Here is a 26,804-nt window from a genome sequence, read left to right on the forward strand (position 1 = left end):
CCCCCAGTCGCGCAAGGAATAGTCCGTGAGGGTGATCTCCTGTAGGGAGCATTTACGTGAGGCAATGGCTATGCCGCTCGGGAACATCGCTTAATGAGGCAACACGGCCTCTCATCCAGATCGTCGCTATAGCCGGCTGCCTGACCTTCGAAAGGGCTGGCTTTATTGGGTCGGTTGGCCGCGTGTCGTCTGCTCGGCCGCGACCTTGAAGGGAGACGTTGTATTGGCGGTCGGGTCATAGGTACGGTCGATCCGGTTGCGGATCCGATTTTGCACCCGATTGGCGATCCGATTGTTTAGGCGGACCATCGGCTCGATATTGGCCTGGCTATTGCCGATGGTCTGTCGCTGCCCCGCCTGACCAACCGCCGATTCCGCAACTTGGCCGGGGCGGGTGATCTCCTGCGCCTGCGTGACGGATGAAAAGGCCGACAACGCCACCGTCATGCCGAAGCTAAACGCATAAAGTCTCATGACGCAGTCCTTGCATGCGCTGTCTCGCGGGCGGGGCGAATCTGGATGTGGCTGATCTGCCCAGACACGCCGCCAATCTCATCGGTTGAGCGCGCGACCAGCGCCAGCATCTGCACAGGGCAGTCGGCGGGCACGCTGATATTGCCCTGGAACCGGTCCCCGGCCTGCGACGAATTAGGCAATTCCACACGTCCGATCTCACCCCCGGTGTGGCAGCGCAAAATCCAATAGGGCCGTGAGCGCGCCGACTGTTCGATTCCGACGCTCTGCCCTTCCAAAACATAATCGCCGGGAGGAAGCATCTGGAGCTGTTGCAGCAGGGGACCGCCATTGCCCATCGACACGGTGAAATCGAACAGGCCATTGGTGGCATCAGGCAGGATCGCGTTCGATACGCCGAGACTGTTAACTGCCACCCAGTCAAACGCGCTACGCGCCTCGAGTAGCGTCTTGAAAGCGGGGTCGCGTGACTGACGCGGATCACTGTCGGGATGAGTGATGGCATAATAGGTCCAAGCATCATCGAACAGCTTGGCTGCCAGCAACTTGTTGATGAGCATCACGCCCGCAGCTTCTGGCACGGGAACGCGTGCCGCTTGCAAGGCGCGGAAAAAGGCGGCGCTGGCCGCCGGGTCAGGCTCGCTCCGTGCAGCATGATATATGAACTTGGTGCCCCAAATAGGTTGCCCGGTAAGGGTTTTGACCAGCTCTGTGCGGATCGACGGATTGGACAGCGCAGAAGTCAGCACGGGAAAAAGCAGCTCAGATGCATTCTTCTTGGTACGTAGCGCGATATCATAATGCCGAAGTGCGCCGGAAATGTCATCCTGCGCCACAGCCAACTCGATCGCCATCAACTGCGTGCGCAGGTCACGCCTCGACAGCCTTTGCGAATAGGCAAGCAGGCGCTCGCCATCCTCTTGGTCACCGCGCGCAAGGGCATCGGTGGCAAGCGTCGCCACAGCTTCGACGGCGGTCGGATCGTGCAGCAGCGCATTGCGCGCGAGGATGACCGCACGGATCCGATCCGCTTCGCTCGCATCCGGACGATAAAGCGCCTGTGAAAGGCGCCCCGCTATGCGTCCATTATTAGGGGCCAGCGCATAGGCTTCCTCAATCCGGCTGTCGGGCAACACCAGCGCGAGCGACTGTATGACCGAAAAATAGCCAATCCAGCCGACGACCCCGGCCAGAATGAGGCGAGCACCCCATTCGCGCGATGAAGGTCGCTGCCGGGAGGGCTTATTCTTCATCAGGCGGCGTCGGTCTCTACCTTGCGGCCATAGCGGTAGCCATATTCATAGCCATAGCCATAGCCATAGTGCGCCTTTTTTGCGTCGAACTTGGTCAGCACGCCGCCAATGATGCGGACGTTGGCGGTGATGAGACGGCCGAGCGCCTCCTTCACTAGGCCGGTGCGGATGCCATGGGATTCGACGGCATAGACGACGCCCTCGACTTTGGTAGCGATAAGCGGTGCGTCGGCGAGCCCCATAACTGGTGGGGAGTCAATGATGACATGGTCGTGGCTTTCCAGCAGTCGTGTGATGAGCTCTGAGAGACGATTGCCGGTCAGCAGTTCCGCCGCGTTGGGCGGAAGTGGTCCGGCCGACATTGCGGTGAAGCCCAGTTTTTCCATCGGGAAGGTCAGGCCATCAATATTATCTTCCCCGGTCAGATAGTTGCTGAGACCTCGATCATGCCTGACTCCGCCCAGATGATGAACCGACGGATTGCGCATATCGCCATCAATGAGGATAACTCGCTTCCCGCTGCGCGCCAGCGTCGTGGCGAGTGCAAGGCAGGTAGTTGACTTGCCTTCCATCGGCCGCGTCGAAGTGACGGAGAAGGAGCGCGGAATGCCGTGTTCGGTGGAAAAGGCGAGATTGGTCTGCACCGTCAGATAGGCATCGACAAGATCGGACTTGCGATCGAGCAGGATGTCCTTGGGGGCCTCTTCGATCTTGGGGATCGAGCCGAGCAGCGGCAAGCCAAGCTCGCGCTTGGCTTGCGCCGGGTCGGTAATGCCTTCGTCAATCTGTTCAAGGCCAAAGGCAAGCGCCGCGCCGATACCTAGGCCCGCCAATATGGCAATGGCGAGATTGATCAGCAATTTCGGACTCGAAGGCGCTTTGGGAGCCTGAGCCGGATCGACAACCGAGACATTGTTAACGCCAACACCGCCCGCGACACCAATTTCCTTGAAGCGCTGGAGCAGGCCATCGTAGAGCGCCTGGTTGGTATCCACTTCCTGCTGATAGATATTATATTGGATGCTGCGACGACGGAGGTCGAGATAATCGCCTTTAAGTTGCTCGACCCTAGCTTGCAGCGCCTGTTCCTGTTCCTGCGTGCGGCGGTAATCGGCGAGCAACGACGAGGTCACGCGCCCTTCTTCGCTTGCGATACTGCGGTCGAGCTGAATGATCTGCGCTTGCACCGCTTCCGCCGCAGGATAGCCCGGCTCGAACTGCGTCATTAGCCGTCGATATTCGGCCGCCAACTCCGCGCGGCGCTGGCGCAGACTGTTAATTGCCGAATTGCTTAGTGCTTCCGCTGACGCGCCGGCCCGCCCATTGTGTTGATAGCGCGCCTGCGCTTCGATACGATTTGCGGTCGCTTGCGCTAATGCGGCATTGATCGCGGCCAGATCGTCGACGACGATCGAGCGTTCCGAACTGGACTGCCCATTGTTCGATTGAGAAGGCAGATTGATGATCTTGGCGGAAGAGGCATAATTGACCAGTTGCCGCTGCGATTCATCGAGCCGTTGCTTCAACTGCGCGAGCTGTTTCTGGAGAAGATTGCGGCCATAGGAGGTCGCCTGGATTTTGCGTTCCAAATTGGTCTGGATGAAATTATCAGCCCATGTGTTGGCGACCAAGGCCGAAAAAACTGGGTCGGGGCTGGTGAATTTGATCTCGACCAGACGGGACATGCGCGTGGGACTGATGCTGAGATGCTTGCGCAATATTTCGCCGGCAACACGCTGCCGCGTGGCGCGGCCCGACGCAGGATATCGACCATTGGCAAGGGTGAAGGCCGGATCATCGCTGTCAAAATCGAACATCTCGAAGAAATTCTGGGATTCTGTCAGCTTGAGCTGCGTCGCTACGCGTTCGGAAAGCGCACGTGATTCCAGCAAGCCATATTGCGTCTGGTAAAATTCCTGGTCGGCAATGCCGGCCTCGCGCTCGACCCCCTGAAAATCCGTGACCTTGTCTGCCTCGCGCGAAATCTCGATCGTCGACGATGCCGTATATTGCGGCGTCATCAGCAAGGTGGCGATCAGGCCAATCAGGGAACACAATGCGACCGCGCCAAGGATCACATAGCGCCACCGCATGGCGATGCGGAGATATTGGCGCAACAGGGGAGGTCCCGCATCCTCGAACTGCGCCTGTAGCAGAGCCGTCTGAGCTGCATCGCCGCGCGGATTAAAAGCAATATCATTCATATGGCTGCAGGCCTCAGCGCAGGACCGCGACAAGGGGTGCCGCGATGAGAGGTGCTAGAGAAACGACGTCGCGGAAAAGACGACGCTGAGGAGAGTCTCCGATGATGACCACGTCATTGGTATAGACCGGCGGATCGGCATAGGCCCCGCGACGGATTGCGCTGATGTCATAGAGACCCGCCATCCGTTGATTATCAACGGTGCGTAGGATCACCACCTGTTCCTGTTTTGCGAATTCCGATAGGCCCTTGGCCGAGGCTATGACACGCATCAGCGTCATCTGGTTGGTGACCGGATAAAGCCCCGGCTCCTTCACTTCGCCATCGACCGTTACGACCTGGCTGACCGAACTTTTAATATTGACCGTCACCTGAGGGTTGCGGACATAACGCCCCTGCAACGCCTCTTCAATTGTACGCGCCAGTTCCTCAGCCGTCTTGTTGCGCGCGTCGACGGTGCCAATCAGCGACATGGAAATGCGCCCACTCGCATCCACCTGCATTTCGCGGCTGAGTTCAGGCACATTGAAGATGTCGATATAAATTGTGTCCAGCGGCCCGATCAAAGCCGGCCGGTCGGCAGCCGCCAGATCACCTCGGTTGGGTGCAGGGAGGCCCTGGCTGTCGGGAATGACTGTCAGTTGTGCGCTGGACTGGGGGGGCGGCGTGCCAGCGCAGCCGGCAAGGCCGGCAGTGATGATGATCGAAACAAGAATTTTGCGCATGCGCTCTAAGTCTTCCCGCTGAAGAGACTTTCGCCTTAGATGCTGATCGCGATTAGGTAAAGTCAGTCCTCTTTAGGGGCTGTCCTATTCGGCAGAGCCATAGAGCAGCGATGACCATCATCGCCATCATCATCGGTGTGCGCGCCGGATAGTCGAAGCCGCTGGCGACAAGGATAAGAAATAACATGGCCGACCCCAATTTGGGCAGGACAGAATGTCTTCCACTTGCCCGCCAGGCCCTCACGCTCGCTATTCCGTACCATCCGATTGCAACGAACAGGAGCAGCAGCGCAGGCAAGCCGCCATCGAGCATGATCTCCAGGAAATCATTATGGGCATGATTGAAATAGGTTGGTTTGAGCAATTGGAAAGGCTCGTGCAGACGAAAGATCGGATCGAAGCCGCCAAAACCCGCACCTGCGGGGAAATGGGCGGCGATCATCGACAGCACTGTCGGTAAGCCGCGCGTGCGCATATCCTGGCCTGGGTCCATCTCGAATGCGCGCCGCACGGACTCCGCCCTGTCGGCGGCGATGCTCACGAGGATGAAAAGGGCAATGACGCCGAGGATCGCCGCGATCAGCGTCGGGAATACCCAGCGCGGCGCTCCGTGCAAGGCGAGGCGGACGTCATGCCAGCATAAGGCAAGGCCAAGCACCACTGCCAGCAGGCCGGTCAGGATGCCTGCGCGTGATCCGGTCGCCAGGATGGTGAGCGCGAAGAGCGTCATCAGCGCCAGCGCGACCGGCGCGCGCCACCTTGCGCTCTGTTTTCCGGCAAAGGCCCAAACAGGCGCGATCAGGCAGCCCATGGCCAGGAACAGAGCGAAATGATTGCGGTTGGCGAATGTGCCGCCGACGCTGCCCCTTGAGTCATTGATGAATGGATTGTCGATGATGAAGCCGGAGAACTGGAGCAGCCCGACCAGCATCGAGAGGACAATGACGCCAAGCAGGATCGCCGGCAGCCATGCCCTCTCCTCCTGCTGCATCGCGCTGCTGAAATAAAATGTGACGGCCGGCACGATCAACGAGGAAGCGGCGTTGATCGTCTTGGAGGGCGCGAGAGACCAAGGACGCCATGTCTCCTCGCTGAAGGGCGCGTTGAGCAGGAATTCCCGGCCCGGGAGCGCCGTCCAAATGATGGGAGGCAGGGGGATAAGTTGCAGCAGGACGAGCAGCGCCGTCGCCAGCAGCAGCCAGAAAACCGGCCCCGCGCCTTTGCCTACGGGTCGCACACCGCACAGGATCGCCAGCACAAGCAAGGCCCATGCGGTGCTCCGTGTTATCACTTGCCCTGTGACATCGGCGTGCGAAGCGCCGCCCGCTAACCATAAAGTACCTAGCAGCAGCACCAGCAATGAAAGGGAACAACTCCAGCTAAACGTCATGATAGGTCGGAAAGACATTTAAAAGAGCACTCTTGTTCTTACATTGCTTCTTTGAGAGCATCCCGATGGTTGCCCGGTATAGATTATATAGTTAGTAAAGTGTGTTACTATTTCGGTTAACCATCTGGCAAATGGCCACAGTCGAATTTGTAGAAGTACGTTGGCAACCATAGGTCGAACAGGTTGACGCATTGCGACCCTTGAACCGCCCCGGGATTGCCGGAGGCCATTCGGCTTAAATTATGCGGCAATGGGAGTTTCGTCCAGCATGGCGTAGTAGCGTTCCTCCGCTTCGGCAGACGTCATGAACCCCAGGGATGTGTGAGGTCGGGTCTTGTTGCAGTCCATCCGCTACGCCTCGATCTTGCTCCTGGCGTCGTCCAAAGACAAGACCCAGTGCGTTTCTGACCGCAATACTCACAGATATCCGTTTACGAACAATCGCTTGAATGTGCCGATGACATTGCTGTCGAGATAGGCGCGCGGGTTTCCAGGCTGTAGCGCACGCCCGCCTGCGCGGCGAGATGAACGATGACATCGGGCTGGAAGGCGTTGATCGTCGCATCGAGCAACTTCTGGTCCTCGAGCATCCCCTCGGTCCCGGCGAAATTGGGATTTCGCCAAGATGCGCATGCCGGGAGCGCTTGAGATTGACGTCATAATAGTCGGTCATCCCGTCATATCCGGCTACGAAGAATCCTTCGGCAAGCAGAATCTTGGAAAGATGGAAGCCGATAAACCCCGCTGTCTCGGCGACGAAAATGCGCTTCAGCCTGGCATTGAAAATAGATCCGTTCTCTATGGTAAGATGGATGGATTATTGGGCAGCGGCTTCATAAGCCGGATGGTTATATTCAGGAACCAATTTGTATAGGGTAGACAGCGCCTCCGGGACATCTCCCTGCCTTAGATAATCTTTAAGGTCATCCAATATATCCGACAATGAATTCCACGGATGGATCGCCTCGCGCGCTTGCATGATGCGAGAATGCACGGTCGGCGCCGGATTGTCTCCGATAAGCAACTCCTCATAAAGCTTTTCGCCGGGCCGCAAACCGACCTCTACGATCTCGATGTCACCCTTCGGCGTCGCCGCGTCGCGCACCGACAGGCCCGATAACTTCACCATGGTCTCAGCCAGATCGCGGATCAGCACCGGCTGGCCCATGTCGAGAACGAAGACCTCGCCACCCTCGGCCATGCCGCCCGCCTGGATCACCAGCTGCGAGGCTTCGGGGATGGTCATGAAATAGCGGGTGACGTCCCTGTGCGTGATCGTCACCGGGCCGCCCGCAGCAATCTGCTGCTTGAAAAGGGGGACGACCGAGCCGCTCGATCCCAGCACATTGCCGAAACGGACCATGGTGAAGAGCGTCTTGTCCTGCTCCTGTGCTCGTGCCTGGAGGACGAGTTCGCACACCCGCTTGGACGCGCCCATGACATTAGTCGGGCGCACCGCCTTGTCAGTGCTGACCAGTATGAAGCGCCGAACGCCCACGGCCTCGGCGGCGAGCGCGCAATAAAGGGTGCTGAAGATATTGTTGCGCATCCCCGCGATCGGATTGCTCTCGACCAAAGGCACATGCTTGTAAGCGGCAGCATGATAGACGGTTTCGGGTTGCCAACGGCGGAAGATGCGGAAGACGGAATCCTTATCAGCGACGTCGGCCAGCTCGGGAATCAGCTCGACCTCGCAACCTTCGGCCAGCGCCAGTCTGCGCAATTCGCTCTCGATCGCGTAGAGGAAATACTCCGACTGTTCGACAAGGATCAGCCGCTTGGGTCGCGAATGGATGATCTGGCGGCAAAGCTCGCTGCCGATCGACCCGCCTGCGCCCGTCACAAGTACGTTTTTGCTCAAAAGCGATCGACCCATCAGCAATTCATTGGGTGCGACCGCATCACGGCCGAGCAGGTCCTCGACTTGGACGTCGCGAATGTCGCTGACGGCGAAATGGCCGTCGATTAGCTGACCGATGCCCGGCAGCATGCGTACGCGGATCTTGCGGGCCTGCAGCGCCTCCACGATTTCACGCCTGCGCACGCGCAACGCGCTAGGGATCGCCAGGACAACCTCGTCCACCCGCCGCTCTTCCAGGATGCTGTCGAGGATGGAGGAATGCCAGACGGTGATACCATCGAGTTGCTGATTGCTGAGGCGCTCATCATCGTCGATATAGCCTACGAGCAGGAGATGCGGCTCCTGCCGCAGCGAATTGGCAAGCTGCTGCCCGCCCCGCCCCGCGCCATAGATGAGCAGCCGCCGTCGCTCCTCGGTCCTGCCACGCGCAAGATGGAGATAGTCGCTAACAACGAAGCGCAGGCTGAGGCGCATAAAAAGCATCAACAGGAAGAAGATGATCGGATGCAGGACGGCAATCGTGCGGGGCACGTCATCTATCTGAATGAAACCGAAGATGATCGTCAGCGGCATTCCGAGCAGCGCGCAGGCGTAGAACAGCCTTCCCGATGCGCGGGCGCCCGAAAAGCGTATGAGGTTGCGATAAAGTCCGGTTGGCCAAGCGATAACGGTCCAGAATAAAAGCGTCGTTGCGGTTAGGATCAGGAGTGCCTGCAGATCATGTGGCCATTCACCTAGCCGCAGAGCCAAGGCGACCCAGGCAGCGATCAGGCAGAGCAGGCAATCGAAGCCGAAGACCATCCATTTACGCGCCGAGCGTGGCAGACTGGTTAATGCCTCGAGCGCGTTAAGAAGGGCGCTTTGCGTTTCCCTCGTCATTTGCCTTGAGCGTCCTTGATGATCGTGGCGGCCAATGCGCCCTAAGATATTCTGAAAAAGGCTAATGCGACCAACCTTAGCCTGACGAATGGCGATCGCGTCCCTTACTCCACCGTCACCGACTTCGCGAGGTTACGCGGCTGGTCTACATCGGTGCCTTTTGTGACCGCCACATGATAGGCCAGCAATTGCACCGGCACACTGTAGACCAGAGGCGCGATCAGCGGATGGACCTTTGGCATGGTGATCGTCGCCAGACAACCGCTGCCAGCCTCCTGAATCCCGTCATAATCGCTGATCAGTACCACCTTCCCGCCGCGCGCTTGCACTTCCTGCATGTTGCTGACCGTCTTTTCGAATAGAGGGCCTGAAGGCGCGATGACGATGACCGGGACATTTTCGTCGATAAGGGCGATGGGGCCATGCTTCATCTCACCAGCGGCATAGCCTTCAGCATGGATATAGCTGATTTCCTTAAGCTTGAGCGCGCCTTCGAGCGCCAGCGGATAATCAGTGCCGCGTCCCAGATAGAGCACGTCGCGTGCCATCGCGACGTCAGCGGCGACGCCTTTGATCGTGTCTTCATAGGCGAGAGCGGCGTTGAGCGCAGCGGGGGCTTCGGAGAGATGTTTGACGACCGCATGTTCGTCTTCGGGCGTCAATCGTCCTTTGGCGCGCGCCAGATTGGCGGCGAGCGCGGCGAGGACCGCGAGCTGGCAAGTAAAGGCCTTGGTCGAAGCAACGCCGATTTCAGGGCCGGCATAGGTCGGCAGCAACAAATCGGCTTCGCGCGCCATGCTACTGGTCGGCACGTTGACGACGACGGCGATCTTCTGCCCCTCCTCGCGCGCATGGCGCAACGCCGCGAGTGTATCGGCGGTCTCGCCCGACTGGCTGATGAAGAGCGCCAGCCCGCCCGGCTCGATCACCGGTGCGCGATAGCGGAATTCTGACGCAACATCGAGATCGACGGGTACGCGCGCGAACTGCTCGAACCAGTAGCGCGCGATCATGCCGGCATAGAAGCTGGTGCCGCAGGCGACGATTGTCACCCGCCTGATCGCCGACAGGTCGAAATCGGGGATCGGCAGTGTCAGCGTATCATCGATACGCTGGAGATAAGAGCGCAGCGTTTGGGCAACCACGATCGGCTGCTCATAAATTTCCTTGATCATATAGTGGCGATGATTGCCTTTGGAGATCAATTCTCCGTCAACCCCCGACTGGATAATCGCACGCTCGACCTGTTGGTTGGCCTGGTCGAAAACCTGTACTTCTTCCTGGCTGCAAACGACCCAGTCGCCTTCTTCCAGATAGACGACCCGTTGGGTAAGCGACGCCAGGGCAAGCGCATCCGAGCCAAGATAGGTTTCCCCGTCCCCGACGCCCACGACCAGCGGTGAGCCTAGCCGCGCTCCAATGAGAAGGTCGGGCCGATCACGGAAAAGGATGGCAAGCGCGAAGGCGCCGCGCAACTGCGGCAGCACGTCGCGCACCGCGTCGACGGGATCGACACCGGCTTCCACCTTTTCACTGATCAGATGAGCGACGACTTCGGTGTCGGTTTCGCTTGTGAAGGCGCGGCCACGTGCGATCAACGCCTCGCGCAGCGGTTTGAAATTCTCGATAATGCCATTGTGGACAACGGCAACCTTGTCCGTGGCATGGGGGTGAGCATTGTTGGTAGTTGGCCCGCCATGCGTGGCCCAGCGCGTATGGGCGATACCGATAGCGCCGAAAAGTGGCTCAGTTTCGAGCACATTGGCAAGATTGCCGAGCTTGCCGGAGGCTCTCCGTCGTACGATCGCATTGTTATGGACCGTAGCAATTCCAGCGGAATCATAGCCGCGATATTCAAGGCGTTTGAGACCATCGAGGAGCCGTCCGGCGACACTTTCATGACCAATAATGCCGACTATCCCGCACATGGAAATCCTGCCCCTGAAATTGTGAGCTCCTCTTAGGCATAATGCGCAAGTTAAGGCAAGTTAAAGGGACTCATATATTATTCCGCTTTGACACCGGCTTCACCCGTTCAGCGAGGCTGATCATCAACGGCCAAAGCAGCGTGTTAGCGATATCGAAATAGGTGCCCGTCGATCGCCACCCATAAGCGAGATAGTCGAGAATTTCATTGCAGGCTTCGGCGAGGATGACGCACAGAAACGGAATGAAGCTGCTATAAGGACGGCGCGTGATCAGCCGCGCCAGCACGAATATCGCGAGTCCGCTATGAATATGGAGAAGATTGTCCGCAAGGCCCGTTTTATCACTGATCCACAGGATGAGGCGATGATATTCTCTGGGGATATCAATCTGGTACGGAATAAGCGGAGCCATGATTATCTGGAGTGGAGCATTTGCGAATATCGGATGTACCGCCGAGGCTGCACCTTTTGATATATCGTTTAAACGACTGTTAAATGGGATGAGCTGCCAACGGCAGGTTTGAAGTCACGCTGCTTTATATTATCGCAAAGCGATAGTAACAGGGAGAGGGCGATGGTCTTTCAGGATGGAGAATTGCGCCGGGTCGATAATAGCAAGCCTATGCTGTTCGACGGGTGGGACTATGTTCCGATGGAGCTAGCATCCACCCCTGTCAATGTCCTGGCCCTGGCGGAAGGTGAGCCGGCGCCGATGAAGCAGGACGCGCCTCCCGTATCCGATTCCAAATAAATCCGGCAATTTGGCGGGGTCATGCCAACCTTAGCTTGAAATCAACAAGCGAATTTCCTGACGGCACGAGCCTTCAATAGCCCCAGCGTAAGCAAGGCTTGTCAAAGCGCTGCCTATCCCACCCCCGGATATACAGAAAAATGGCGGCTCGACGGCCGCCATTTCAATTATTTCTCAATGCTTAGTTACTGTCGGAATCATCGTCATCCGACGTAACTGCGACGACTACCAGAGCACCGGCCAGTAATACGCCGGCACCAACTGCAGTCGAGGACAGCTTGCTGGCCTTCTTGGGAGCGGTAACCGCCTTCACATTGCTGGCCTTGGCAACCGAAAGGGCGGATGCCGAGTTTGCCATCACAGGAGCGGCCATCAGCGACGACGCCATCAAACCGGCAAGAACAAGCTTCAAACGCATATCAAGCATCCTCAAAATTTGGCTTCAATTAGCATTGGCTTTGCAACCATGCAAGCAATATTATTGGCGGACTTGCGTTGCCTCATCCTCAGAACACCGCTTACTGCGGCGCTGTTCCGCAGTTTCCTGAATGATCCAACGTTTATCCCCTTCGAAAGCCATCGCACTCAAAATGCCGGAACGATAGGCACCCGTATCCAAGCCAATACGGCCAGGATACTCGGCTATATTTTCAAAGATCGTATGGCCATGGACGACCACCCTTCCTGGAATTGCAGGCGAAGCATGCCTCTCAGATTCGCGGAGAAATTCTTCACGAATCCAGCGTAAATCACCCGCACGCTGCTTTTCGAGTGGTACGCCGGGGCGGACGCCAGCATGGACGAAGACATAGTCGCCTTCAACGATCATGTCCTCGAAACTTTCGAGGAAGCGCTTGTGCGAGAGAGGTACGGCAGCTTGCAGCATCGTAGCGAGCTCGAGATAATTGGCCGCTTCATAGGCTTGCCGCGTTATGCCGTAGCTTAGGATCGTCTCTGCTCCTCCAATTCGATCAAAAAAGCGGATCGCTTCGTGACTTCCGCCAAGCGCGGTCAGGAAAAGCTCCTCATGGTTGCCGAGCAGAAAGCGCGTTTCGGGACGTTCAGCCTTGAGCTTGATCAGGCGGTCGATCACCTGGGCTGATTGAGGCCCCCGGTTGATAAGGTCGCCGAGAAAGATCAACTCGCCCTGTGATTGACCGCGTTTCAACTCGTCGTCGCGGATCTGCGATAGCAGGCCGTCAAGCAGATCGAGATGGCCATGGATGTCACCAATGGCATAAAAGCGGCGGCCATCAGGGGCATGCGCGACAGTTGAGGGACGGCGGCCGAGGCAAGAGAGAATTTTTGCAAGCATCGTTGGATGCGAACCCTTAACGGCTTTAAGCACTGGAAATGACACTGATCGACCCTAACAGGATTTGCCGCGCAAGGCTTTGGAAATATGTGATGTTCCGCGTTGCCGTTACGTCGGCGTCACTTTTTCCCGCTGCGCCAGCACCAGCACAAGAGGCGCCACCCTTTGAGGTCATTCGCGCGCTTGATGCAGAGATAGCCGGCATTGGCTATCGCCTCGCCACCGCCAATGCCTCCTTGTGCGACCGGCAGGAACCAGGCTTGGGTTTGCTGCTTCATACGCCCGATCAATATGCGCGTGACATACGCGAGACAGCGATCCGTCATTTTCATTTTGATGGACCCGTTGGGGTAGAAGCGGTGATCGCCAAATCTCCTGCCGCAGCGGCGGATATCAGGGAGGATGACACAGTTATTGGCGTGGGACAAACGCGCTTCCGCCCTGCTGATCCCCAAGCCAGCTCGAGCACCGCTTCTCTCATAGCAGCGACCCACCAGATCATGGCGCTTCCCCCTAATGGTCCGATCACGCTGCATATACGTCGGAGCGGCGTCGATCAGATCCGCAGGGTCATCCCGGTTCCTGCCTGTCGCTCGCGGTTCGAAGTGGCCTTTGGCAATAGTTTTCTTGCTCAGGCGGATGGTGAATTGGTTCAGATCAGCAGTCGTTTCCTGACCGACTATCCACAGTGGGCGCCCGTGCCGATAGCGCATGAGTTGGCCCATAATATTCTGCGTCACCGCGAGCGGTTAGAAGCAAAGGGCGTGAGCTATGGCCTGTTGTCGGGTATCGGCCGCAATGTCCGGTTTTTCAGGCAAACCGAATTGGAAGCAGATATTCTGTCTATATCGCTACTTACCAATGCTGGATACGACCCCAAAATCGCCCTGCTTTTCTGGCAGGCCTTCGGTCCTGCGCATGCTGGTAGCCTGTTTCGTAGCCGTACGCATCCGAGTTGGAAGACGCGTACTGGCATTATGGCACGCACAATCGCTGAAATGGCGCCAGAGCGCTCCCTCCATCCTGACATCATCGCGGCACGGGATCGGCCAATCGATGGAAAATGGCAGGATTTGTTGAAAAAAGAGCACTGACGAATGTCAGGTGACGCGATAGGCGTGGAAATGGCGTGCGGCGGCAAGTTGGCGAGGGTTTCGATATTCTCCTGCCGTAACAGCTGGCAACGCCAGCGCCCTGCCGCCAGAAACGGTGTCCTACAGGCACAAGGCGATTGCTGCCATGGGATTCCACTCCGCCTACATGTGATAGTGTCCTTTATCATTGATAGAAATCGGATACAGAGCTTCTATGGACAAGGCCCCGGAAAGCGAGATCATTGGCATCGCCGAAGCCGGCCTGATGCTGAGCGTCGAGGGACAGGAGCAGATTGCCCCTTGGTCTGCGATCACGATGGTTGAGGCTGTTCTGGCGCTGGTCGATTGGGCGGGCGACCAGCGCATAGCTGTACTGGTCATTGCGATCATGCTGGACGCCGACGAGCGAATCTTCATTGTCGCGGAAAGCGAACTGCTCTGGGCGCCGCTGGTATCGATCCTGTCTCAAATCCTCCCAGGCATACCCTCTGTCAAAATATGGGGCGCGCAACTGGCCGCTTCCGGCAAAGTCGCGCTCTATGAAAGAGCAGGAGGCCTGCAATGACACCGACAATCCTTGTATCCCCTTTTGACTGAGATGGCGCCATAATGCGTGCAGAGCATGATATCATCGAGGGGCCTTTCGCCATTGCGGAAGACATCACCCTTAACGGGACGATCGTCGGCGACGCGACACTGCAGGAAGGCGTGCGGTTCATCCTGCACGGCACGATTGCGGGCAACCTCACCGTCAAAGCGGGCAGCCGTGCCCTCATTCATGGCACGGTCTCGGGCCGCATCTATAATGACGGTGGACGGGTCGAGATTTTTGGGATTTGCGAGGCCGTGGAAAATCTGGCGCCCGATGCGGTGTCGATCATTGCTCCCACCGCGCATGTGCGGCGCGGCCGTGTGAACCGGAGACGCGGTGTATGATTTTACTGCCTTCACCGCCCGTGCGGGCGCTACTTGCGATCGTGGCATCGGCCGACGACCAGACGCGGACCCGCTTCCTGGAATTTTTCGCGGTCACCATTTGCAATCCGCATACGCGCCGCGCCTCTATGCGGGCGACTGGCAATTTCCTCGCCTGGGTTGCCGCGCGCGGTGTGTCGTCGCTCGCGGGTACAGCCGCAGCACGTAGCGGGATGGGTCGTAGCGTTGGCGCACGAAATGAGCGCGCCTAGCGTCAAACAACAGCTGGCCGCCATGCGTCACCTGTTCGAATGGCTGGTGATCGGTCATGTCGTGCTGGTCAGTCCTGCCGGATCAGTGCGCGGGCCGGCCCAACAGCCAGCGATGGGGCAAGACTCCGGTGCTGGCCTCCAAGGAGGCGCGACGGTTGCCCGACAGCATCGATGTCAATACCCAAGTGGCCTGAGAGATCGCGCGCTGATCGGGCTAATGGTCTATAGCTTTGCCCGTGTTGGCGCCGCCCTGTCCTGTCGGGTCGAGGATGTGTTCGTGCAGAACCGGCGGCTCTGGGTCCGTTTGCACGAGAAAGGCGGCAAGCGTCACGAAATGTCCTGCCATCATAATCTTGAAGCGTATCTCACCGCCTATATCGATGGGTGCAGCTTGCGGGAGGATCGCAAAAGCCCACTGTTTCGCACAATTGCGCGGGGCACCATGCGTCTGAGCGACAGCCCCCTTCCCCAGACCAGCGCGTTCCAGATGGTACGTCGTCACGCCGCTGCGGCGGACAATGCCGCAGCGATCGGTAATCACAGCTTTCGGGCGACCGGGATCACCGCCTATCTTAAAAACGGCGGCACGCTCGAAAAGGCTGCCGCCATGGCGAACCACGCCTCCACCCGCACAACCAGCTCTATGATCGCCGATCCGACGAGGTGACGCTCGATGAGCTTGAGCGTGTCCTCATCTAGCTAGGCGCCGATTAGCATCAATGAGCAGCGGCTCTGGAGCGGGCGCGCGCGATGCCATTATGTCTGCTAGTTTTAAAATCTCGCTACTAAATCCGCTCACCCATGCCGCGCGTAAATTTTGCGTGCGATACGGATTGGCTGAGATGGTCAGCCCGGACCTGGCGGCTTTCATACCCCAAAGATATGCATATTGATCTAGCACTTGCTCTCCTCAAGTGCAGTCGCCTGTGCACTTTGAAACCCTATTATCAAAATGCTATCTGACTAAGCGTTTCAAACAAGAGACGAGCGCGATGCCGCAGCTATGCATTGCTGCTTCGTTTAAAACTCAAAATAGTGCGGAGATACAGAAATTTTGATGGGATAATGACGAGTGAAATTCCAAAAGGCGCATATCGACAATCGCATCAGGTGAATTTATCACATTTCGGGCATCAACATAACGGGACGCACTTTAATGAGCGAAAATGCTAACCAGACTGAACTTCTCGTCACCTTGACCAGCGACATTGTTGCCGCACATGTATCGAACAACAGCGTGGCTGTCGGTGATGTCGCTACGCTCATTGCCAACGTGCATAGCGCTCTTTCAGCCCTAAATCAGCCCGTAGAGGCTCCTGTCGAGAAGCCGGAACCCGCTGTGTCCGTGCGGTCATCGGTAAAGCCTGACTACATCGTCTGTCTTGAAGATGGCAAAAAACTCAAAATGCTCAAGCGTCACCTGATGACGCGCTATCAGATGACCCCGGATGAATATCGCGCCAAATGGGGACTGCCCGCTGACTATCCCATGACCGCCCCCAATTATGCTCAGCAGCGCAAGGATCTGGCGGTCAAGATCGGCCTTGGACGTAAGCCAGGACAGGGCAAAAAGACTGCTGGAGGCAGGCCGTCGACAAAGAAGAGCGCCGAGAAGCTGTGACAGAGTGATTGTGGCAAATATCTTGCTAGTGGATTGACCGGAACGAAAGAGTCCGTCTGGGGATTCCCACCGGCTTGCAGGCGTGCCAGTCTCGGAGGATGCGCGATGGGATCAGCTTCACCGTTTCGGCTTCCGACCGTCAACGCCTGGACGACATCGTGTCGGCTCCCTTGAGCCCGCAGAAACATGTCTGGCGCGCCCGTATCGTGCTTTTGAGCAGCGATGGCCTGGGCACCTCGGCGATCATGGCGGCCACAGGCAAGTCGAAGACCTGCGTGTGGCGCTGGCAGGAGCGCTTCATGCACGAAGGTGTAGATGGTCTTCTTCGCGACAAGTCCCGTCCGCCCGGCAAGGCGCCAGTGTTGCCCAAGCGCGTGGCCGAGATTGTCCGGCTGACGCAGGAACCGCCGCCGCATGAGGCAACCCACTGGACGGCGCGCGCGATGGCCAAAGCGGTCGGGCTTGCCGTTTCGACAGTGCAGTCGATCTGGAAGGCGCATGGGCTTGCTCCGCATCGCTGGCGCAGCTTCAAGCTGTCGAACGATCCGGCTTTCGCCGAAAAGCTCACCGAGATCGTCGGCCTCTATGTCGATCCGCCCGCCCATGCGGTGGTCCTGTCGATCGACGAGAAATCGCAGATACAGGCGCTCGACCGCACCCAGCCCGGCCTGCCGATGAAGAAGGGCCGCGCGGGTACCCTGACCCATGACTACAAGCGCCACGGCACGACTACGCTGTTTGCTGCACTCAACGTACTCGACGGAACCGTCATCGGGCAGAACATGCAGCGTCACCGCCACCAGGAGTTCATCCGCTTCCTCAATCGGATCGAGCGCGAAGTGCCCAAGGACAAGGCGATCCACGTGATCCTCGACAACTATGCCGCACACAAGAAGGACAAGGTCCAGGAGTGGCTCGCCCGCCATCCGCGCTGGACTTTCCACTTCACGCCAACTTCTTCCTCATGGCTCAATGCCGTCGAGGGCTTCTTCGCAAAGCTGACCAGGCGGCGCCTCAAGCACGGCGTCTTCCACTCCGTCGTCGACCTCCAGGCTGCCATCAACCGGTTCATCCGGGAGTACAATGCCGATAACCCCAAGCCCTTCATCTGGAAGGCCAATCCGGATGACATCATCGCCGCTCGAAATCGAGGGTTCCAAACGTTGGAGTCAATCCACTAGCACTACTTTGGCGGATTCCTGATTTTTGGGATTCCCAAGCGAGGGACGTGGTGATTCATAGGCAGCCAGCTTCTGGAGTGGCTGGTGATGGATGCAGATTGGAGAGAGGATCTCGAGCGCTGGCTTGAGCCGTTTCTAAGCCGTCTTGGACACAAGACCCGGCGTCGGATGTGCCCGGCCTACATCGCGGGTTTGATCGGTCCTGGTGATCGCAAGAGTGTGCAGCCGATGGCTGCTCGCGGCAACGAGGCGGGCTATGACCAGTTGCATCATTTCGTCGCCGATGGCGTATGGGATAGCGCGCCACTCGAGACCGTTCTCCTGAAGGAGGCCGACCGTTTGGTAGGAGATGAGGCCGGGTATCTGGTCATCGACGACACGGCATTGCCGAAGAAGGGCCAACACTCGGTTGGTGTCGCGCCGCAGTACGCCTCATCGCTCGGCAAGATGTCCAACTGCCAGTCGCTGGTTTCGGTCACCCTGGCATCGCGCGAGGTACCGGTCATGGTCGGGCTTCGGCTCTTCCTACCCGAAAGCTGGACGAATGATGTCGAGCGCATGACACGGGCGCGCGTTCCGTTGGATCGACAGAAGGCTCTGACGAAGCCCGAGATCGCGATCGAAGAGATCGACCGCGTCATTGCCTCAGGCGTGCGGTTCGGCTGCGTGCTTGCCGACGCGGGATATGGATCGAGCGGTCCTTTCCGTCAGGCGCTGAGCAAGCGCGGCCTGCTGTGGGCGGTCGGGCTTTCGCGCCGCCAGAACGTCTATCCGGCCGATGTTGGCTTGGTCTTTCCGGTCGCCAAGACCGGCAGGCGCCGTCAGTATCACATGCCCGACCGGCCACCGGTCTGCGCAGAAGCGATGATGTCCGGCGAGAAATGGCGAAAGATCAGCTGGCGGCGCGGCACCAAAGGCAGACTGACGTGCCTCTTTGCGGCTCGCCGGGTCCGCATCGCAGAAGGGCACAAGCACCGCATGCTCGACGACCGGATGCAATGCATGCCAGGTGACGAGGTCTGGCTCGTCGGCGAGCGCAGATCGACCGGCGAGCAGAAATACTACGTGTCGAACTTTCCGGCCGATGCCACGCTGAAGATGCTCGCCACTGCGATTAAAGCGAGGTGGATCTGCGAACAAGCGCATCAGCAACTCAAGGAAGAGCTCGGCCTCGACCACTTTGAGGGCAGATCCTGGATCGGATTACACCGACATGCCCTAATGACGATGATAGCCTACCTCTTCCTCCAGTCCCGTCGCCTCAAGGCAGCGGGACGGAAAAAAAAGAGTCGGGGGACCGCCACCACAACCCAGCATGCCAGCGATCCGACAGGCGATCCTTGAGCTCTTCGCACGGCCTCCACCCATACACTGCCCACACTGCAATGCGCTTGTTGTCCACCCCTCAACAGCCAAACTGCCAAAGTAGTGCTAGTTCGCCTTTCGAAGGAGAGCGATATGGTTGGCATCGTCCACCATGAGCCTTGTGACGTCGCATCTGAGAATGGCGAGGTGATGATTAACGGCTCGGGCGGGCTAGTTTCCTCAATGACGCCTGCCGCCGCAAAACAGACCGGATCGCGATTGCTGGAATGCGCTGCTAGAGCAGCGGAGCAGGAGGCCGCGATCGACGTCGCTCCGGTTACTGACATTCCTCCCGACACCATATCGCTCTGACGGGCCGCCTCCGCGCGGCGGCTTTGCGCCACTGTGTGACAATCAGGTATTTCCCGCTATCACGCGGCGAGCGCCGGCGCACATGCCCAGCGCCCGCCCTGCCAATAGAAGCCTACCCGCTGCGCGTTGCTGATCGCGGGCGGCTCGCCCTTGCACCAGAACGCCCGCATCTTGGCCCGTTCGTCCAGATGGGCGTCGGCGACGATCGCGCGCGCGGCCTGGATGAACTGCCCATGTCCGAACACATAGGCGAGCGATCCCGCAGGCATGGCGGCGAGCCGCGACAGGGCTGCCTCACGGCGCCGCAGCAGCGTGGCGAAGCTCTCCGCCTACTCCTCGTCGCAATAGTCCGGGTCCGCCTCGCTCCAATAGCGTTCAAGGTGCGGCATCCGCTCCGCGCTGCGCGAGCCGTTCCAGCGCGCCGGTTGCAGATAGGTGAACTCTTCGATCGGCCACACTTCGACCGGCACGCTGGGAAAACGCGCGATCGTCGGCGCGGCCGTCTGCCGGGTGCGCGTATAGGGCGACGTGACGATGAGCGCGGGCGCTTGTGTCCAGCTCGCCGCGACCGCCCTCGCCTGTTCGTGACCGCGCTCCGTCAAATCGATCGTCGCGAGATCATGGCAGGGCACGCCGGCGTTGCCGGTGGATTCGCCGTGGCGGATGAAGATCGCTCGCATGGCTCCGCCTATGCCGCCTGATGCAGCCCGTCGCTGACCTCCCAGCCCCGACAGGCCAGCAGGATCGGCTTGGGCACTCTCTTTTTGCCATTGGAATAATAGGCGACCATCCGGCGCGAGACGCCCAACGCGTCGGCCGCCTTCGACAGCGACAGGGCATGGCGCAGCCGCCATTCGAGAAAGGCGCGCACGTCGCCATGTCCGGTTGCCGAGAGCGTTTCGAGCCACAGCATGTCCGCGCCCAGCTCGACCCCCGATGGCCAGGTCAGGCTATGCCCCCAATCGCCTAGCTCGACCTTGGCGAACTCGCCGGGATCGCGCAGCGCGGCGAAGGCGCGATCATCGAGGTTCGCGCCCAGCTCGATATCGGCGGCCGTGCCATCCGACCACGACACATGCAGCACCGAAGGACCAATCGCGCGCACGGCGGCAATGGTGCGGGTCTTGTCGGTGACGTTCATCCGTTCAACTCCTGCCATGTCTGCATGAGCAGCGCCTGGTTCGGCCCCGCCCATTCCAAAGCGTCTTTCAGGACCGCCGTTGGCGCGGTGCCGACGATCAGCTCGAACGTCGCGATTGCCACCGAGCAGCGGAAATCCGGGCCTTCGATGTGAAAATGCGGCACGCCATGATCGCGACCATAGACGGCAATCTTCCAGCGGGGACCGCTAAACATCGTGACCATGTCTCAATATAGTGCAACTGTTGCACTGGCGCAAGCGTAGGGTCGTTCTCACCTGAAGGGGCTTTCAGCCGGACTGCATGACGGAGGCGATCCGGCGCAATCCGCTATTATATGTATATCTAAACGATGACATTATGATACCAGTTAGCCATTAGATAGACATATTGGCGCCTCCCTTCGGGCACGGCTCTATCTCCGCCTGAAGGCTACGACCGAGCCCGCAAGCGGTCTTGGCGCATAGGCGTGACGATCCTCGCGTGAGGGCCGGGGCAAGACCCCTGCCCTGCTGTGCCGGCGTGCTCTGGCGTGGATCTTCGTTTGAAGGGGGAAAGGCGGTCCCGGCCGCATAGGCGCTAACTTAAGAATATTGATGCTGACGGATCTGCATGAATTGAGAGGCTCGTTGCCGTGGCGGGGAGCATATGTTCCTGTAACCTTTTGCTATGAGCTTTCCCGCTTGAGAAAGTAACGGCGACCCGAATATGGCGGCCAACAAGACGGTTCGTATTATTTGCTGGATACGCCAGATCGATAGATGCCCCCCGGATTTGGTGCTGGCCTCAGGGGGGAAAAGCGAAGCCCTCATCGACAGCCTCGTCAATCATCAGCCCTAGAATGAGGTGGGCTGTCAGCCATGCCCGGGCAAGGTGCTGATCGCGGGCCGGAAGAGCATCGATGCCAAGGCCGCTCTTGAGGCGTTTGAAAGCCAGTTCGATTTGCCACCGCAATCGATAGGTTGCGCCGATCTCCTCGGCGGACATTTCCTCGGCCGGAACCGATGTCAGTAAGAGAATGAAGCCGGCTGATGCAATGGTAAGGGGACGCGGTTCCCGCTCTATGCGCCGCCGCTTCCTGTGTGATCGATGGATGGTCTTGACGGTATGCTCGGCGTCGATGTCATCCTTTCGGCGCACTATAAGACGGGCGGCAAATGTAGATTTGCCACGATGCTCTCCTTTCCGCCCGGAATGATCGACGAGCACCCGATGTTCGGCAAATTCTCCGGGCTGCATGTCCGCATAGATGGCTTCCCAATCAACAGGCGTGCCGTCCATCGTCAGCAGCCGGATGGTTGACCATCCGATGCGCGTGATGAAATCCGCCCCCATCGCCATGACATGCTGAAGCCCAGGAGTGCGGGCGTAACCGCGATCCGCCAGAACCAGATCACCCGGCTCGAAGGACGCCCGCGACAGGCTCTCACCTTCATGAATATCGCTGATCTCCAACTCGCTGAAGCGAGCTGTTGCCGCGTCATAGGTCGCGTGCAGACGCCAATCGACGCGGCCCTCGCCTGGGGACCGGATAATGCTCCCATCAACGATCCGGAGCTTCCGCTTGCCTGCGGCGGCGTCAATGTTTCCGGGAGATCGGTCCAGCAACGTCGCCGCGACATGCCCCAGCCAGTCCGATGCACCGCGCAGGCGCTTCAGAAGTCCCACGTCGGAAAGATCGGCGATGTCATGGCCGCCCGCCCATGCCGCCGCTGATCGCAGGCTCATCCCTCCCGGCCCGTAGGCCAAAGCCAGGCGGAGCAGCGTTGCACCGTCCCGTATCGCACGGCGCCGCTTCAGCGCCCCATAAGCGCGGGCGCTTTCATCGAGGTCCAGTGATTCCGGCAAGCGCCCCAGCAAATCTTGCCGAGTGGTATCGAGATGGTTCTGTCTGTCCATCTCCCCCATGAATCACAGACCGATTCCCTCCGTCCACCCTTAAGTTAGCGCCTATGCGGTCCCGGCCGCCTTTCCCCCGCAACGGGATTAGACGGGGCCGTGCTTCGCTGCGCTACGGCCGCTCCACCCCCGTCGAATCCCGCTGCCCCCCTCCTTTCGCCGGCGTTCTTGGGCGTCCGTGTTCCGGCCGATGGCATGGTCATCGCCGGACAGGCGATTTGAAGGGAGTAGAAGGCATGACGCAGGACAACCGCGAAAGCTGGCTCAACCGGGTGGCGGCGGGCATGGCTCCGCTGTTCGAAGCGCTGGAAAGCCCTCTGCCCTCGCGCGTGCGGGTCGCGATCGGCTTCACCCGCGGGCCGCAAGGGCAAGGCGATCGGCGAGTGCTGGGACAACCGGCTTAGCGCGGACGGGCATTTTGAAATTTTCATCCGCCCGGACCTGGCGCACGCGCCCGACGCGAGGCCGTCGCAGATCGCGGCCATCCTCGCGCATGCGCTGGTCCATGCCGCCGTCGGCATCCCGGCAGGGCATGGGAAGGCGTTAAACGGGTCGCCCTTGGTCTTGGCCTGGTCGGGCCGATGCGCGCCATCACCCCCGGCGAGGCGTTCCTTACGGCCATCGCGCCTATCTTGGATGCAGCCGGACTCCTCCCCCATGCCCGTCTCGACACGGATGGGGAGTCGACCGGGCCCAAGAAGCAAAAAACCCGGATGCTCAAATGCGAGTGTGCCGAGTGCGGCTATACCGTGAGGACCGCGCGCAAATAGCTGGAACAGGCCGGCGCGCCGCTTTGCCCGATCGAGGGGCATGGGGTCATGGAGCATGAGCCGCTGGGCGACGACGATCCCGAGTCGGAGGATTGAGTGCGACTGTATATCACAACGATAGACAGATCATGCCGAAACGATTAACGATGGCGCGCGGAACGAGGGCATTATGATATTAGCAGTCGGAAACACGAAAGGCGGCGTTGGCAAGACCACCCTCGCCGTCAATCTCGCGGTCGCGCTGGCGCTCGCCGGCCGCGACCTCTTGCTGGTGGACGGGGACGAGCAGGGCACCGCCCTTACCTTCACCCAGCTTCGCGCTGAGCGGCTTGGGGAGGCCGGCTATACCGCCGTCGCGCTGACCGGCGCGGCGCTGCGCAGCCAGGTCCGCCAGCTCGCCAGCAAATATGACGATATCATCATCGACGTGGGCGGGCGCGACACCGGATCGCTGCGCGCCGCGCTCACCGTTGCCGACACGCTGCTGGTGCCGGTGCAGCCACGCAGCTTCGACGTGTGGGCGCTCGATCAGGTGTCGGCGTTGATCGCCGAGGCGCGCGAGATCAATGAAGGCCTGCGCGCCATCGCCGTGCTGAACGGCGCGGACGCGCAGGGGGCCGACAATGAGGCCGCCTTGGAGATGATCGGCGATATCGACGGTATCGAAGTGCTGCCCACGTCGATCGTGCGGCGCAAGGCGTTCCCGAACGCGGCGGCCGAGGGCAGGGCGGTTATCGAGCAAAGCCCGCGCGACCCTAAGGCGATAGACGAATTGACAGCGCTGATCGGCGCGGTTTGTATATCAAGATAATATCGGAGTGCGTGTTAATGGCTATCGCTCGTAAACCGAACAGCAAGCCCAAGCCGTCGATGGACGAAGCGGCGGCCGATGCCTTCATTGCCGGCGCGGCGAAGCCGGAGGCCGCGCCGATCGCGGTCGAGGCCGACGAAGTGGGGCAGGGGGCCGAGCCGCGCAAGTCGCCGGTGATGCTGCGGTTCGATCGCGCGCTTCTCGCCAAGGTCGATGCGACGGCCAAGCGGCGCGGGATCAGCCGGAGCGCGTGGATTCAGTTCACCGTCAGCCGCGCGCTCGATGCCGGCGAAGGATAGGGCCGGCGCGGGCCGAGCTGGCGAAGGCTAGGCGGTCCTGGGGCGCGAAAGGTGAGTTTTGGGGTAGGTCCTCACCGTTAGGTGGCTGGCGCGCTGAAATCCACCAGCACCGGCATTTCGGGTATGTTGCCGCGCAGCTTCGCGCGCCGCACGATGCTATGCTGGTCGATCAGGTTTTGCGCGTCGCGCCGGCCGCTCATGGTTTTCGGGAGCCACATCATCGAAACCCGTTCGACCTTGCGGCCTTTCTTGATCGGCGTGAACTCGACCCAGAAGGGACAGAGCTTGTTGATTTCGTCCTGCGCGACCTTTAGGCAGTATTTGTTGAAATCGGCGAAGCGTTCCAACTTGCCTTCCGGCACGTTGAGCAGGCCGCGCAGCTCCGCAATCGTGAACTCTTCGCTTTGCTTATATTCGAGGCCGATCCGCCGTTCGATCATTTCATAGAGACACAGCGCGTATTTCGACTCGAAGCAATACATCACTTGCGTCTTGAGGCGGGCATAGACCTCGCTGTTACGCAGTATCTCGATCAGCTCTTCGGGAATCCGGTAATGGAGGAAGCCGTCTTTTTCGAGGCTTTCGTCGCTGGGGCCGAGAAGCTGGACGCGGCGCTTGTAGCTCTTGCCAGCCTTGCGGATGGTGACAATCGCGATCGTGCCCATCAGGCGCAGCAGCGAACTTTCTATGCGCTCATTGCCCTGGTGGGTGCCCTTGAGCGCGGATTTGGCGATGCGGTGAATAACCGGCTCGCCGATCCGGTCCCAGGCGTTCGCGATCAGCAGATTGTAGATTCGCCGATCGGCGAGGGTGAGGGGCGATAGCTCGACAATATCAACCAATTCGCCAGGTTTGACGATTTCCCCGTAGTTGGCGGGATCGAACGGGTTTCCGCGCCCCTTTTGGGTAAGGGTGAGGGCGGTTTCGTTACCCGAGGCAGTCTTTGCCTTGCCGTCCTTCACTGGTGAGTTTGCTAAAGCCATGCCCTCACCTTAACAGCAACGGTGAGCTAGGCAAATTCTAAAGCTCGCCGATCGCGATCAGGGAGTGATACCCCAAAACTCACCGTTAATTTGGCGGATACCCCAAAGCTCACCGGACTCAGCCCCAACACTCACTTTTACCGACCCCAAAACTCACCGAAGGCTACCCCAAAACTCACGCGAATCGACCCCAACACTCACTTTTCGAGGAGATTTTTCTAAGTTTTCTGCGGGTTTGAGGCACCCTGAATCTTGAATCTAAGAAGAATCTTTGAATCAGAAGGCGAACGGTGAGTTTTGGGGTAGCCCTGCCTGTGGATAACTCATCGCCAACGGCACCCGTACGCCCGAAAAGAAGAAAAGCGCCGCCTCTTGGGGCTTCGCCCCGCCGGCTCGCGACCTTCGGCCGCCCCGGATCGCTACGCGATCCTCCCACCCGGCATCCCCATGATGAGCCGGCTCCACCGGCACCCCTTTATTCGTATCGGAATGATGGCGACCATCGCACCCCTATCGTCTGCACACCGCCTAAACCAACCGTTGCAAATGGCTTTCCAGAAAAGCCAAGCGGATAGGGCAGCCTGCAATCGGGGGGCAGGGAAAGCAGAAACTTTTCCGGCAGGGACGATTTCCGGGCCGCCCAGCGCAATTGCGGTCATTGAACAGGGTTTCGGCATCGCAACCGTCCATGACGCTCTACGGGCTTCCCAGGCGTCAGATTTTTCCGGCGCGAGATCCACGGCCCTTCGGGGTATCACTCACCGCCGTGCGATATGCGAACGGTGAGCCGATACCCCAAAACTCACTTTTCGCGCGCCAGAGCGCGATTCCCAGCGCTTCCACTACAGCATGGTGTGCGGCAGAGCGACATCCCTTCGATATTCATTGTATATCGGAACGATGGCGTTTTGATGAGCGACTGTTTAAATGCCATCATGCCTTGTCGTAACGGCCCGCGAACTCACGATCGCCGTAATATTTGAGCTTGGCGGCTACGATCGGCCGTTGCCCCGCGAGGAACAGGAGCTGCAAATCCTCGCGCAGCGTGCGGACCTCATCGGGGGTGAGCAGCGGGCGGCCGACATGCTGCTGGCCGAAGGATATGCCGGTTTCCTCCGCGTCGATCGCGCGGCTCATCGTTTCGAACACGACCGTCTCCTGCCCGAGCAGATCGGAGACGAGTTTCGCACTGTCATGATCGTTCACGCCGAATATTTGCAGCACGCCGACATTGGACAGGCCCAGTCGGCCCCAAGCTGCGATTTTGGCCAAGTCGGAGAACGTTTTGGGAACGTGGCATTCGGTATTGACGATGGAAATCATAGAAGAGGACAGTTCGCTCCATCATAGGGAGTGGGTTGATG

25 protein-coding genes and 4 pseudogenes are annotated in these 26,804 nt (G+C 59.2%); 12 read left to right on the top strand and 17 right to left on the bottom strand.

The window, feature by feature from the left end; all coding sequences use genetic code 11:
- Positions 1-162 precede the first annotated feature (162 nt).
- The 9 genes from EWH12_RS18080 to EWH12_RS18125 all read right to left on the bottom strand — a co-directional run bounded on the left by EWH12_RS18080 (position 163) and on the right by EWH12_RS18125 (position 11,125).
- On the bottom strand, positions 163-474 hold the full coding sequence (locus EWH12_RS18080; RefSeq protein ID WP_129927423.1) for a hypothetical protein: 312 nt from the start codon (positions 472-474) through the stop codon (positions 163-165).
- Entirely contained in the window at positions 471-1,727 is a 1,257-nt protein-coding gene (locus EWH12_RS18085; protein WP_129927424.1) for a tetratricopeptide repeat protein, read from the bottom strand. Before EWH12_RS18085 ends, EWH12_RS18080 begins: the two co-directional genes overlap by 4 nt.
- Positions 1,727-3,931, bottom strand: coding sequence for a GumC family protein (locus EWH12_RS18090; RefSeq protein ID WP_129927425.1), 2,205 nt, complete (start codon positions 3,929-3,931; stop codon positions 1,727-1,729). The genes EWH12_RS18085 and EWH12_RS18090 overlap by 1 nt, the downstream gene beginning before the upstream one ends.
- Before the next feature lie 13 nt (positions 3,932-3,944).
- A complete protein-coding gene (locus tag EWH12_RS18095) occupies positions 3,945-4,655 on the bottom strand; it encodes a polysaccharide biosynthesis/export family protein (protein WP_129927426.1) in 711 nt (236 codons plus the stop codon).
- Positions 4,656-4,707: 52 nt separating this feature from the next.
- The gene (locus EWH12_RS18100; RefSeq protein ID WP_242496114.1) at positions 4,708-6,009 is read right to left on the bottom strand and encodes an O-antigen ligase family protein; all 1,302 of its coding nucleotides are present in this window, start codon (positions 6,007-6,009) and stop codon (positions 4,708-4,710) included.
- 467 nt (positions 6,010-6,476) lie between these two features.
- The gene (locus EWH12_RS22740) at positions 6,477-6,635 is read right to left on the bottom strand and encodes an NAD-dependent epimerase/dehydratase family protein (protein WP_242496113.1); all 159 of its coding nucleotides are present in this window, start codon (positions 6,633-6,635) and stop codon (positions 6,477-6,479) included.
- A gap of 227 nt (positions 6,636-6,862) precedes the next feature.
- Positions 6,863-8,785 (bottom strand): polysaccharide biosynthesis protein, encoded by a 1,923-nt coding sequence (locus tag EWH12_RS18115; RefSeq protein ID WP_129927429.1) that lies wholly within the window; start codon positions 8,783-8,785, stop codon positions 6,863-6,865.
- A 104-nt stretch (positions 8,786-8,889) separates the two neighbouring features.
- Complete coding sequence (glmS, locus tag EWH12_RS18120; protein ID WP_129927430.1) at positions 8,890-10,713, bottom strand: glutamine--fructose-6-phosphate transaminase (isomerizing); 1,824 nt, start codon at positions 10,711-10,713, stop codon at positions 8,890-8,892.
- A 70-nt stretch (positions 10,714-10,783) separates the two neighbouring features.
- Entirely contained in the window at positions 10,784-11,125 is a 342-nt protein-coding gene (locus EWH12_RS18125; RefSeq protein WP_129927431.1) for a hypothetical protein, read from the bottom strand.
- Positions 11,126-11,287: 162 nt separating this feature from the next.
- Here EWH12_RS18125 and EWH12_RS22340 point away from each other — a divergent pair, with 162 nt between their 5' ends.
- A complete protein-coding gene (locus EWH12_RS22340; protein WP_165363659.1) occupies positions 11,288-11,464 on the top strand; it encodes a hypothetical protein in 177 nt (58 codons plus the stop codon).
- 181 nt (positions 11,465-11,645) lie between these two features.
- Here EWH12_RS22340 and EWH12_RS18130 read toward each other — a convergent pair whose 3' ends face one another.
- Both EWH12_RS18130 and EWH12_RS18135 read right to left on the bottom strand, forming a co-directional pair.
- On the bottom strand, positions 11,646-11,882 hold the full coding sequence (locus EWH12_RS18130; RefSeq protein WP_129927432.1) for a hypothetical protein: 237 nt from the start codon (positions 11,880-11,882) through the stop codon (positions 11,646-11,648).
- Positions 11,883-11,942: 60 nt separating this feature from the next.
- Positions 11,943-12,779: a metallophosphoesterase family protein gene (locus tag EWH12_RS18135; RefSeq protein WP_129927433.1), complete on the bottom strand. Its 837-nt coding sequence runs from the start codon at positions 12,777-12,779 to the stop codon at positions 11,943-11,945.
- Positions 12,780-12,817: 38 nt separating this feature from the next.
- Here EWH12_RS18135 and EWH12_RS18140 point away from each other — a divergent pair, with 38 nt between their 5' ends.
- From EWH12_RS18140 to EWH12_RS18175, 8 genes and pseudogenes are all read left to right on the top strand, one after another.
- Entirely contained in the window at positions 12,818-13,873 is a 1,056-nt protein-coding gene (locus tag EWH12_RS18140) for a M48 family metallopeptidase (RefSeq protein ID WP_129927434.1), read from the top strand.
- 214 nt (positions 13,874-14,087) lie between these two features.
- A complete protein-coding gene (locus EWH12_RS18145) occupies positions 14,088-14,438 on the top strand; it encodes a hypothetical protein (RefSeq protein ID WP_129927435.1) in 351 nt (116 codons plus the stop codon).
- Positions 14,439-14,482: 44 nt separating this feature from the next.
- On the top strand, positions 14,483-14,809 hold the full coding sequence (locus EWH12_RS18150; RefSeq protein ID WP_129927436.1) for a hypothetical protein: 327 nt from the start codon (positions 14,483-14,485) through the stop codon (positions 14,807-14,809).
- Positions 14,806-15,759 (top strand): annotated as a pseudogene (locus EWH12_RS18155) (tyrosine-type recombinase/integrase). The gene EWH12_RS18150 and the pseudogene EWH12_RS18155 overlap by 4 nt, the downstream one beginning before the upstream one ends.
- 457 nt (positions 15,760-16,216) lie before the next feature.
- A complete protein-coding gene (locus EWH12_RS18160) occupies positions 16,217-16,681 on the top strand; it encodes a Ros/MucR family transcriptional regulator (protein WP_129927437.1) in 465 nt (154 codons plus the stop codon).
- 98 nt (positions 16,682-16,779) lie between these two features.
- Positions 16,780-17,862, top strand: a complete 1,083-nt coding sequence (locus EWH12_RS18165) for an IS630 family transposase (protein WP_129927438.1) — start codon at positions 16,780-16,782, stop codon at positions 17,860-17,862.
- An 87-nt stretch (positions 17,863-17,949) separates the two neighbouring features.
- Positions 17,950-19,206: an IS701 family transposase gene (locus tag EWH12_RS18170; RefSeq protein ID WP_129927446.1), complete on the top strand. Its 1,257-nt coding sequence runs from the start codon at positions 17,950-17,952 to the stop codon at positions 19,204-19,206.
- A gap of 114 nt (positions 19,207-19,320) precedes the next feature.
- Positions 19,321-19,539: a hypothetical protein gene (locus tag EWH12_RS18175; protein ID WP_129927439.1), complete on the top strand. Its 219-nt coding sequence runs from the start codon at positions 19,321-19,323 to the stop codon at positions 19,537-19,539.
- A 59-nt stretch (positions 19,540-19,598) separates the two neighbouring features.
- Here EWH12_RS18175 and EWH12_RS18180 read toward each other — a convergent pair.
- The 4 genes and pseudogenes from EWH12_RS18180 to EWH12_RS18195 all read right to left on the bottom strand — a co-directional run bounded on the left by EWH12_RS18180 (position 19,599) and on the right by EWH12_RS18195 (position 22,586).
- A pseudogene (locus tag EWH12_RS18180) lies at positions 19,599-20,219 on the bottom strand (histidine phosphatase family protein).
- Between the two features lie 8 nt (positions 20,220-20,227).
- On the bottom strand, positions 20,228-20,680 hold the full coding sequence (locus EWH12_RS18185) for a DUF2442 domain-containing protein (protein ID WP_129927440.1): 453 nt from the start codon (positions 20,678-20,680) through the stop codon (positions 20,228-20,230).
- Positions 20,677-20,895 (bottom strand): DUF4160 domain-containing protein, encoded by a 219-nt coding sequence (locus EWH12_RS18190; protein ID WP_129927441.1) that lies wholly within the window; start codon positions 20,893-20,895, stop codon positions 20,677-20,679. The genes EWH12_RS18185 and EWH12_RS18190 overlap by 4 nt, the downstream gene beginning before the upstream one ends.
- A gap of 569 nt (positions 20,896-21,464) precedes the next feature.
- Entirely contained in the window at positions 21,465-22,586 is a 1,122-nt protein-coding gene (locus tag EWH12_RS18195) for an IS4 family transposase (protein ID WP_129927442.1), read from the bottom strand.
- A 227-nt stretch (positions 22,587-22,813) separates the two neighbouring features.
- Here EWH12_RS18195 and EWH12_RS22505 point away from each other — a divergent pair.
- The 3 genes and pseudogenes from EWH12_RS22505 (at position 22,814) to EWH12_RS18210 (ending at position 24,457) form a co-directional block, all read left to right on the top strand.
- Positions 22,814-23,443: pseudogene (locus EWH12_RS22505) on the top strand (transcription elongation protein SprT).
- 73 nt (positions 23,444-23,516) lie between these two features.
- The gene (locus EWH12_RS18205) at positions 23,517-24,158 is read left to right on the top strand and encodes an AAA family ATPase (RefSeq protein WP_129927443.1); all 642 of its coding nucleotides are present in this window, start codon (positions 23,517-23,519) and stop codon (positions 24,156-24,158) included.
- A gap of 17 nt (positions 24,159-24,175) precedes the next feature.
- Positions 24,176-24,457 carry a hypothetical protein gene (locus EWH12_RS18210; RefSeq protein ID WP_129927444.1) on the top strand — a complete coding sequence of 94 codons (282 nt, stop codon included), beginning with the start codon at positions 24,176-24,178 and terminating at the stop codon, positions 24,455-24,457.
- Between the two features lie 77 nt (positions 24,458-24,534).
- Here EWH12_RS18210 and EWH12_RS18215 read toward each other — a convergent pair whose 3' ends face one another.
- Together EWH12_RS18215 and EWH12_RS18220 are read right to left on the bottom strand one after the other, a co-directional pair.
- Positions 24,535-25,440: a replication initiation protein gene (locus EWH12_RS18215; RefSeq protein WP_207212436.1), complete on the bottom strand. Its 906-nt coding sequence runs from the start codon at positions 25,438-25,440 to the stop codon at positions 24,535-24,537.
- A gap of 933 nt (positions 25,441-26,373) precedes the next feature.
- Positions 26,374-26,679: pseudogene (locus EWH12_RS18220) on the bottom strand (type IV secretory system conjugative DNA transfer family protein); the annotation flags it as partial.
- Between the last annotated feature and the right edge of the window lie 125 nt (positions 26,680-26,804).

The sequence above is a fragment of the Sphingobium cupriresistens genome (assembly GCF_004152865.1).
GTDB lineage: Bacteria > Pseudomonadota > Alphaproteobacteria > Sphingomonadales > Sphingomonadaceae > Sphingobium > Sphingobium cupriresistens.

Bases quoted from the DNA above. Each gene is read 5' to 3' on its own strand.
- EWH12_RS18140 (WP_129927434.1), top strand. From the start codon at position 12,818: ATGACACTGATCGACCCTAACAGGATTTGCCGCGCAAGGCTTTGGAAA.
- EWH12_RS18080 (WP_129927423.1), bottom strand. From the start codon at position 474: ATGAGACTTTATGCGTTTAGCTTCGGCATGACGGTGGCGTTGTCGGCC.
- EWH12_RS18125 (WP_129927431.1), bottom strand. From the start codon at position 11,125: ATGGCTCCGCTTATTCCGTACCAGATTGATATCCCCAGAGAATATCAT.
- EWH12_RS22740 (WP_242496113.1), bottom strand. From the start codon at position 6,635: ATGCTCGAGGACCAGAAGTTGCTCGATGCGACGATCAACGCCTTCCAG.
- EWH12_RS18165 (WP_129927438.1), top strand. From the start codon at position 16,780: ATGCGCGATGGGATCAGCTTCACCGTTTCGGCTTCCGACCGTCAACGC.
- EWH12_RS18145 (WP_129927435.1), top strand. From the start codon at position 14,088: ATGGACAAGGCCCCGGAAAGCGAGATCATTGGCATCGCCGAAGCCGGC.
- EWH12_RS18185 (WP_129927440.1), bottom strand. From the start codon at position 20,680: ATGAACGTCACCGACAAGACCCGCACCATTGCCGCCGTGCGCGCGATT.
- EWH12_RS18210 (WP_129927444.1), top strand. From the start codon at position 24,176: ATGGCTATCGCTCGTAAACCGAACAGCAAGCCCAAGCCGTCGATGGAC.
- EWH12_RS18190 (WP_129927441.1), bottom strand. From the start codon at position 20,895: ATGTTTAGCGGTCCCCGCTGGAAGATTGCCGTCTATGGTCGCGATCAT.
- EWH12_RS18085 (WP_129927424.1), bottom strand. From the start codon at position 1,727: ATGAAGAATAAGCCCTCCCGGCAGCGACCTTCATCGCGCGAATGGGGT.
- EWH12_RS18150 (WP_129927436.1), top strand. From the start codon at position 14,483: ATGCGTGCAGAGCATGATATCATCGAGGGGCCTTTCGCCATTGCGGAA.
- EWH12_RS22340 (WP_165363659.1), top strand. From the start codon at position 11,288: ATGGTCTTTCAGGATGGAGAATTGCGCCGGGTCGATAATAGCAAGCCT.
- EWH12_RS18195 (WP_129927442.1), bottom strand. From the start codon at position 22,586: ATGGGGGAGATGGACAGACAGAACCATCTCGATACCACTCGGCAAGAT.
- EWH12_RS18115 (WP_129927429.1), bottom strand. From the start codon at position 8,785: ATGACGAGGGAAACGCAAAGCGCCCTTCTTAACGCGCTCGAGGCATTA.
- EWH12_RS18170 (WP_129927446.1), top strand. From the start codon at position 17,950: ATGGATGCAGATTGGAGAGAGGATCTCGAGCGCTGGCTTGAGCCGTTT.
- EWH12_RS18130 (WP_129927432.1), bottom strand. From the start codon at position 11,882: ATGCGTTTGAAGCTTGTTCTTGCCGGTTTGATGGCGTCGTCGCTGATG.
- EWH12_RS18175 (WP_129927439.1), top strand. From the start codon at position 19,321: ATGGTTGGCATCGTCCACCATGAGCCTTGTGACGTCGCATCTGAGAAT.
- EWH12_RS18095 (WP_129927426.1), bottom strand. From the start codon at position 4,655: ATGCGCAAAATTCTTGTTTCGATCATCATCACTGCCGGCCTTGCCGGC.
- EWH12_RS18205 (WP_129927443.1), top strand. From the start codon at position 23,517: ATGATATTAGCAGTCGGAAACACGAAAGGCGGCGTTGGCAAGACCACC.
- glmS (WP_129927430.1), bottom strand. From the start codon at position 10,713: ATGTGCGGGATAGTCGGCATTATTGGTCATGAAAGTGTCGCCGGACGG.
- EWH12_RS18090 (WP_129927425.1), bottom strand. From the start codon at position 3,931: ATGAATGATATTGCTTTTAATCCGCGCGGCGATGCAGCTCAGACGGCT.
- EWH12_RS18135 (WP_129927433.1), bottom strand. From the start codon at position 12,779: ATGCTTGCAAAAATTCTCTCTTGCCTCGGCCGCCGTCCCTCAACTGTC.
- EWH12_RS18215 (WP_207212436.1), bottom strand. From the start codon at position 25,440: ATGGCTTTAGCAAACTCACCAGTGAAGGACGGCAAGGCAAAGACTGCC.
- EWH12_RS18160 (WP_129927437.1), top strand. From the start codon at position 16,217: ATGAGCGAAAATGCTAACCAGACTGAACTTCTCGTCACCTTGACCAGC.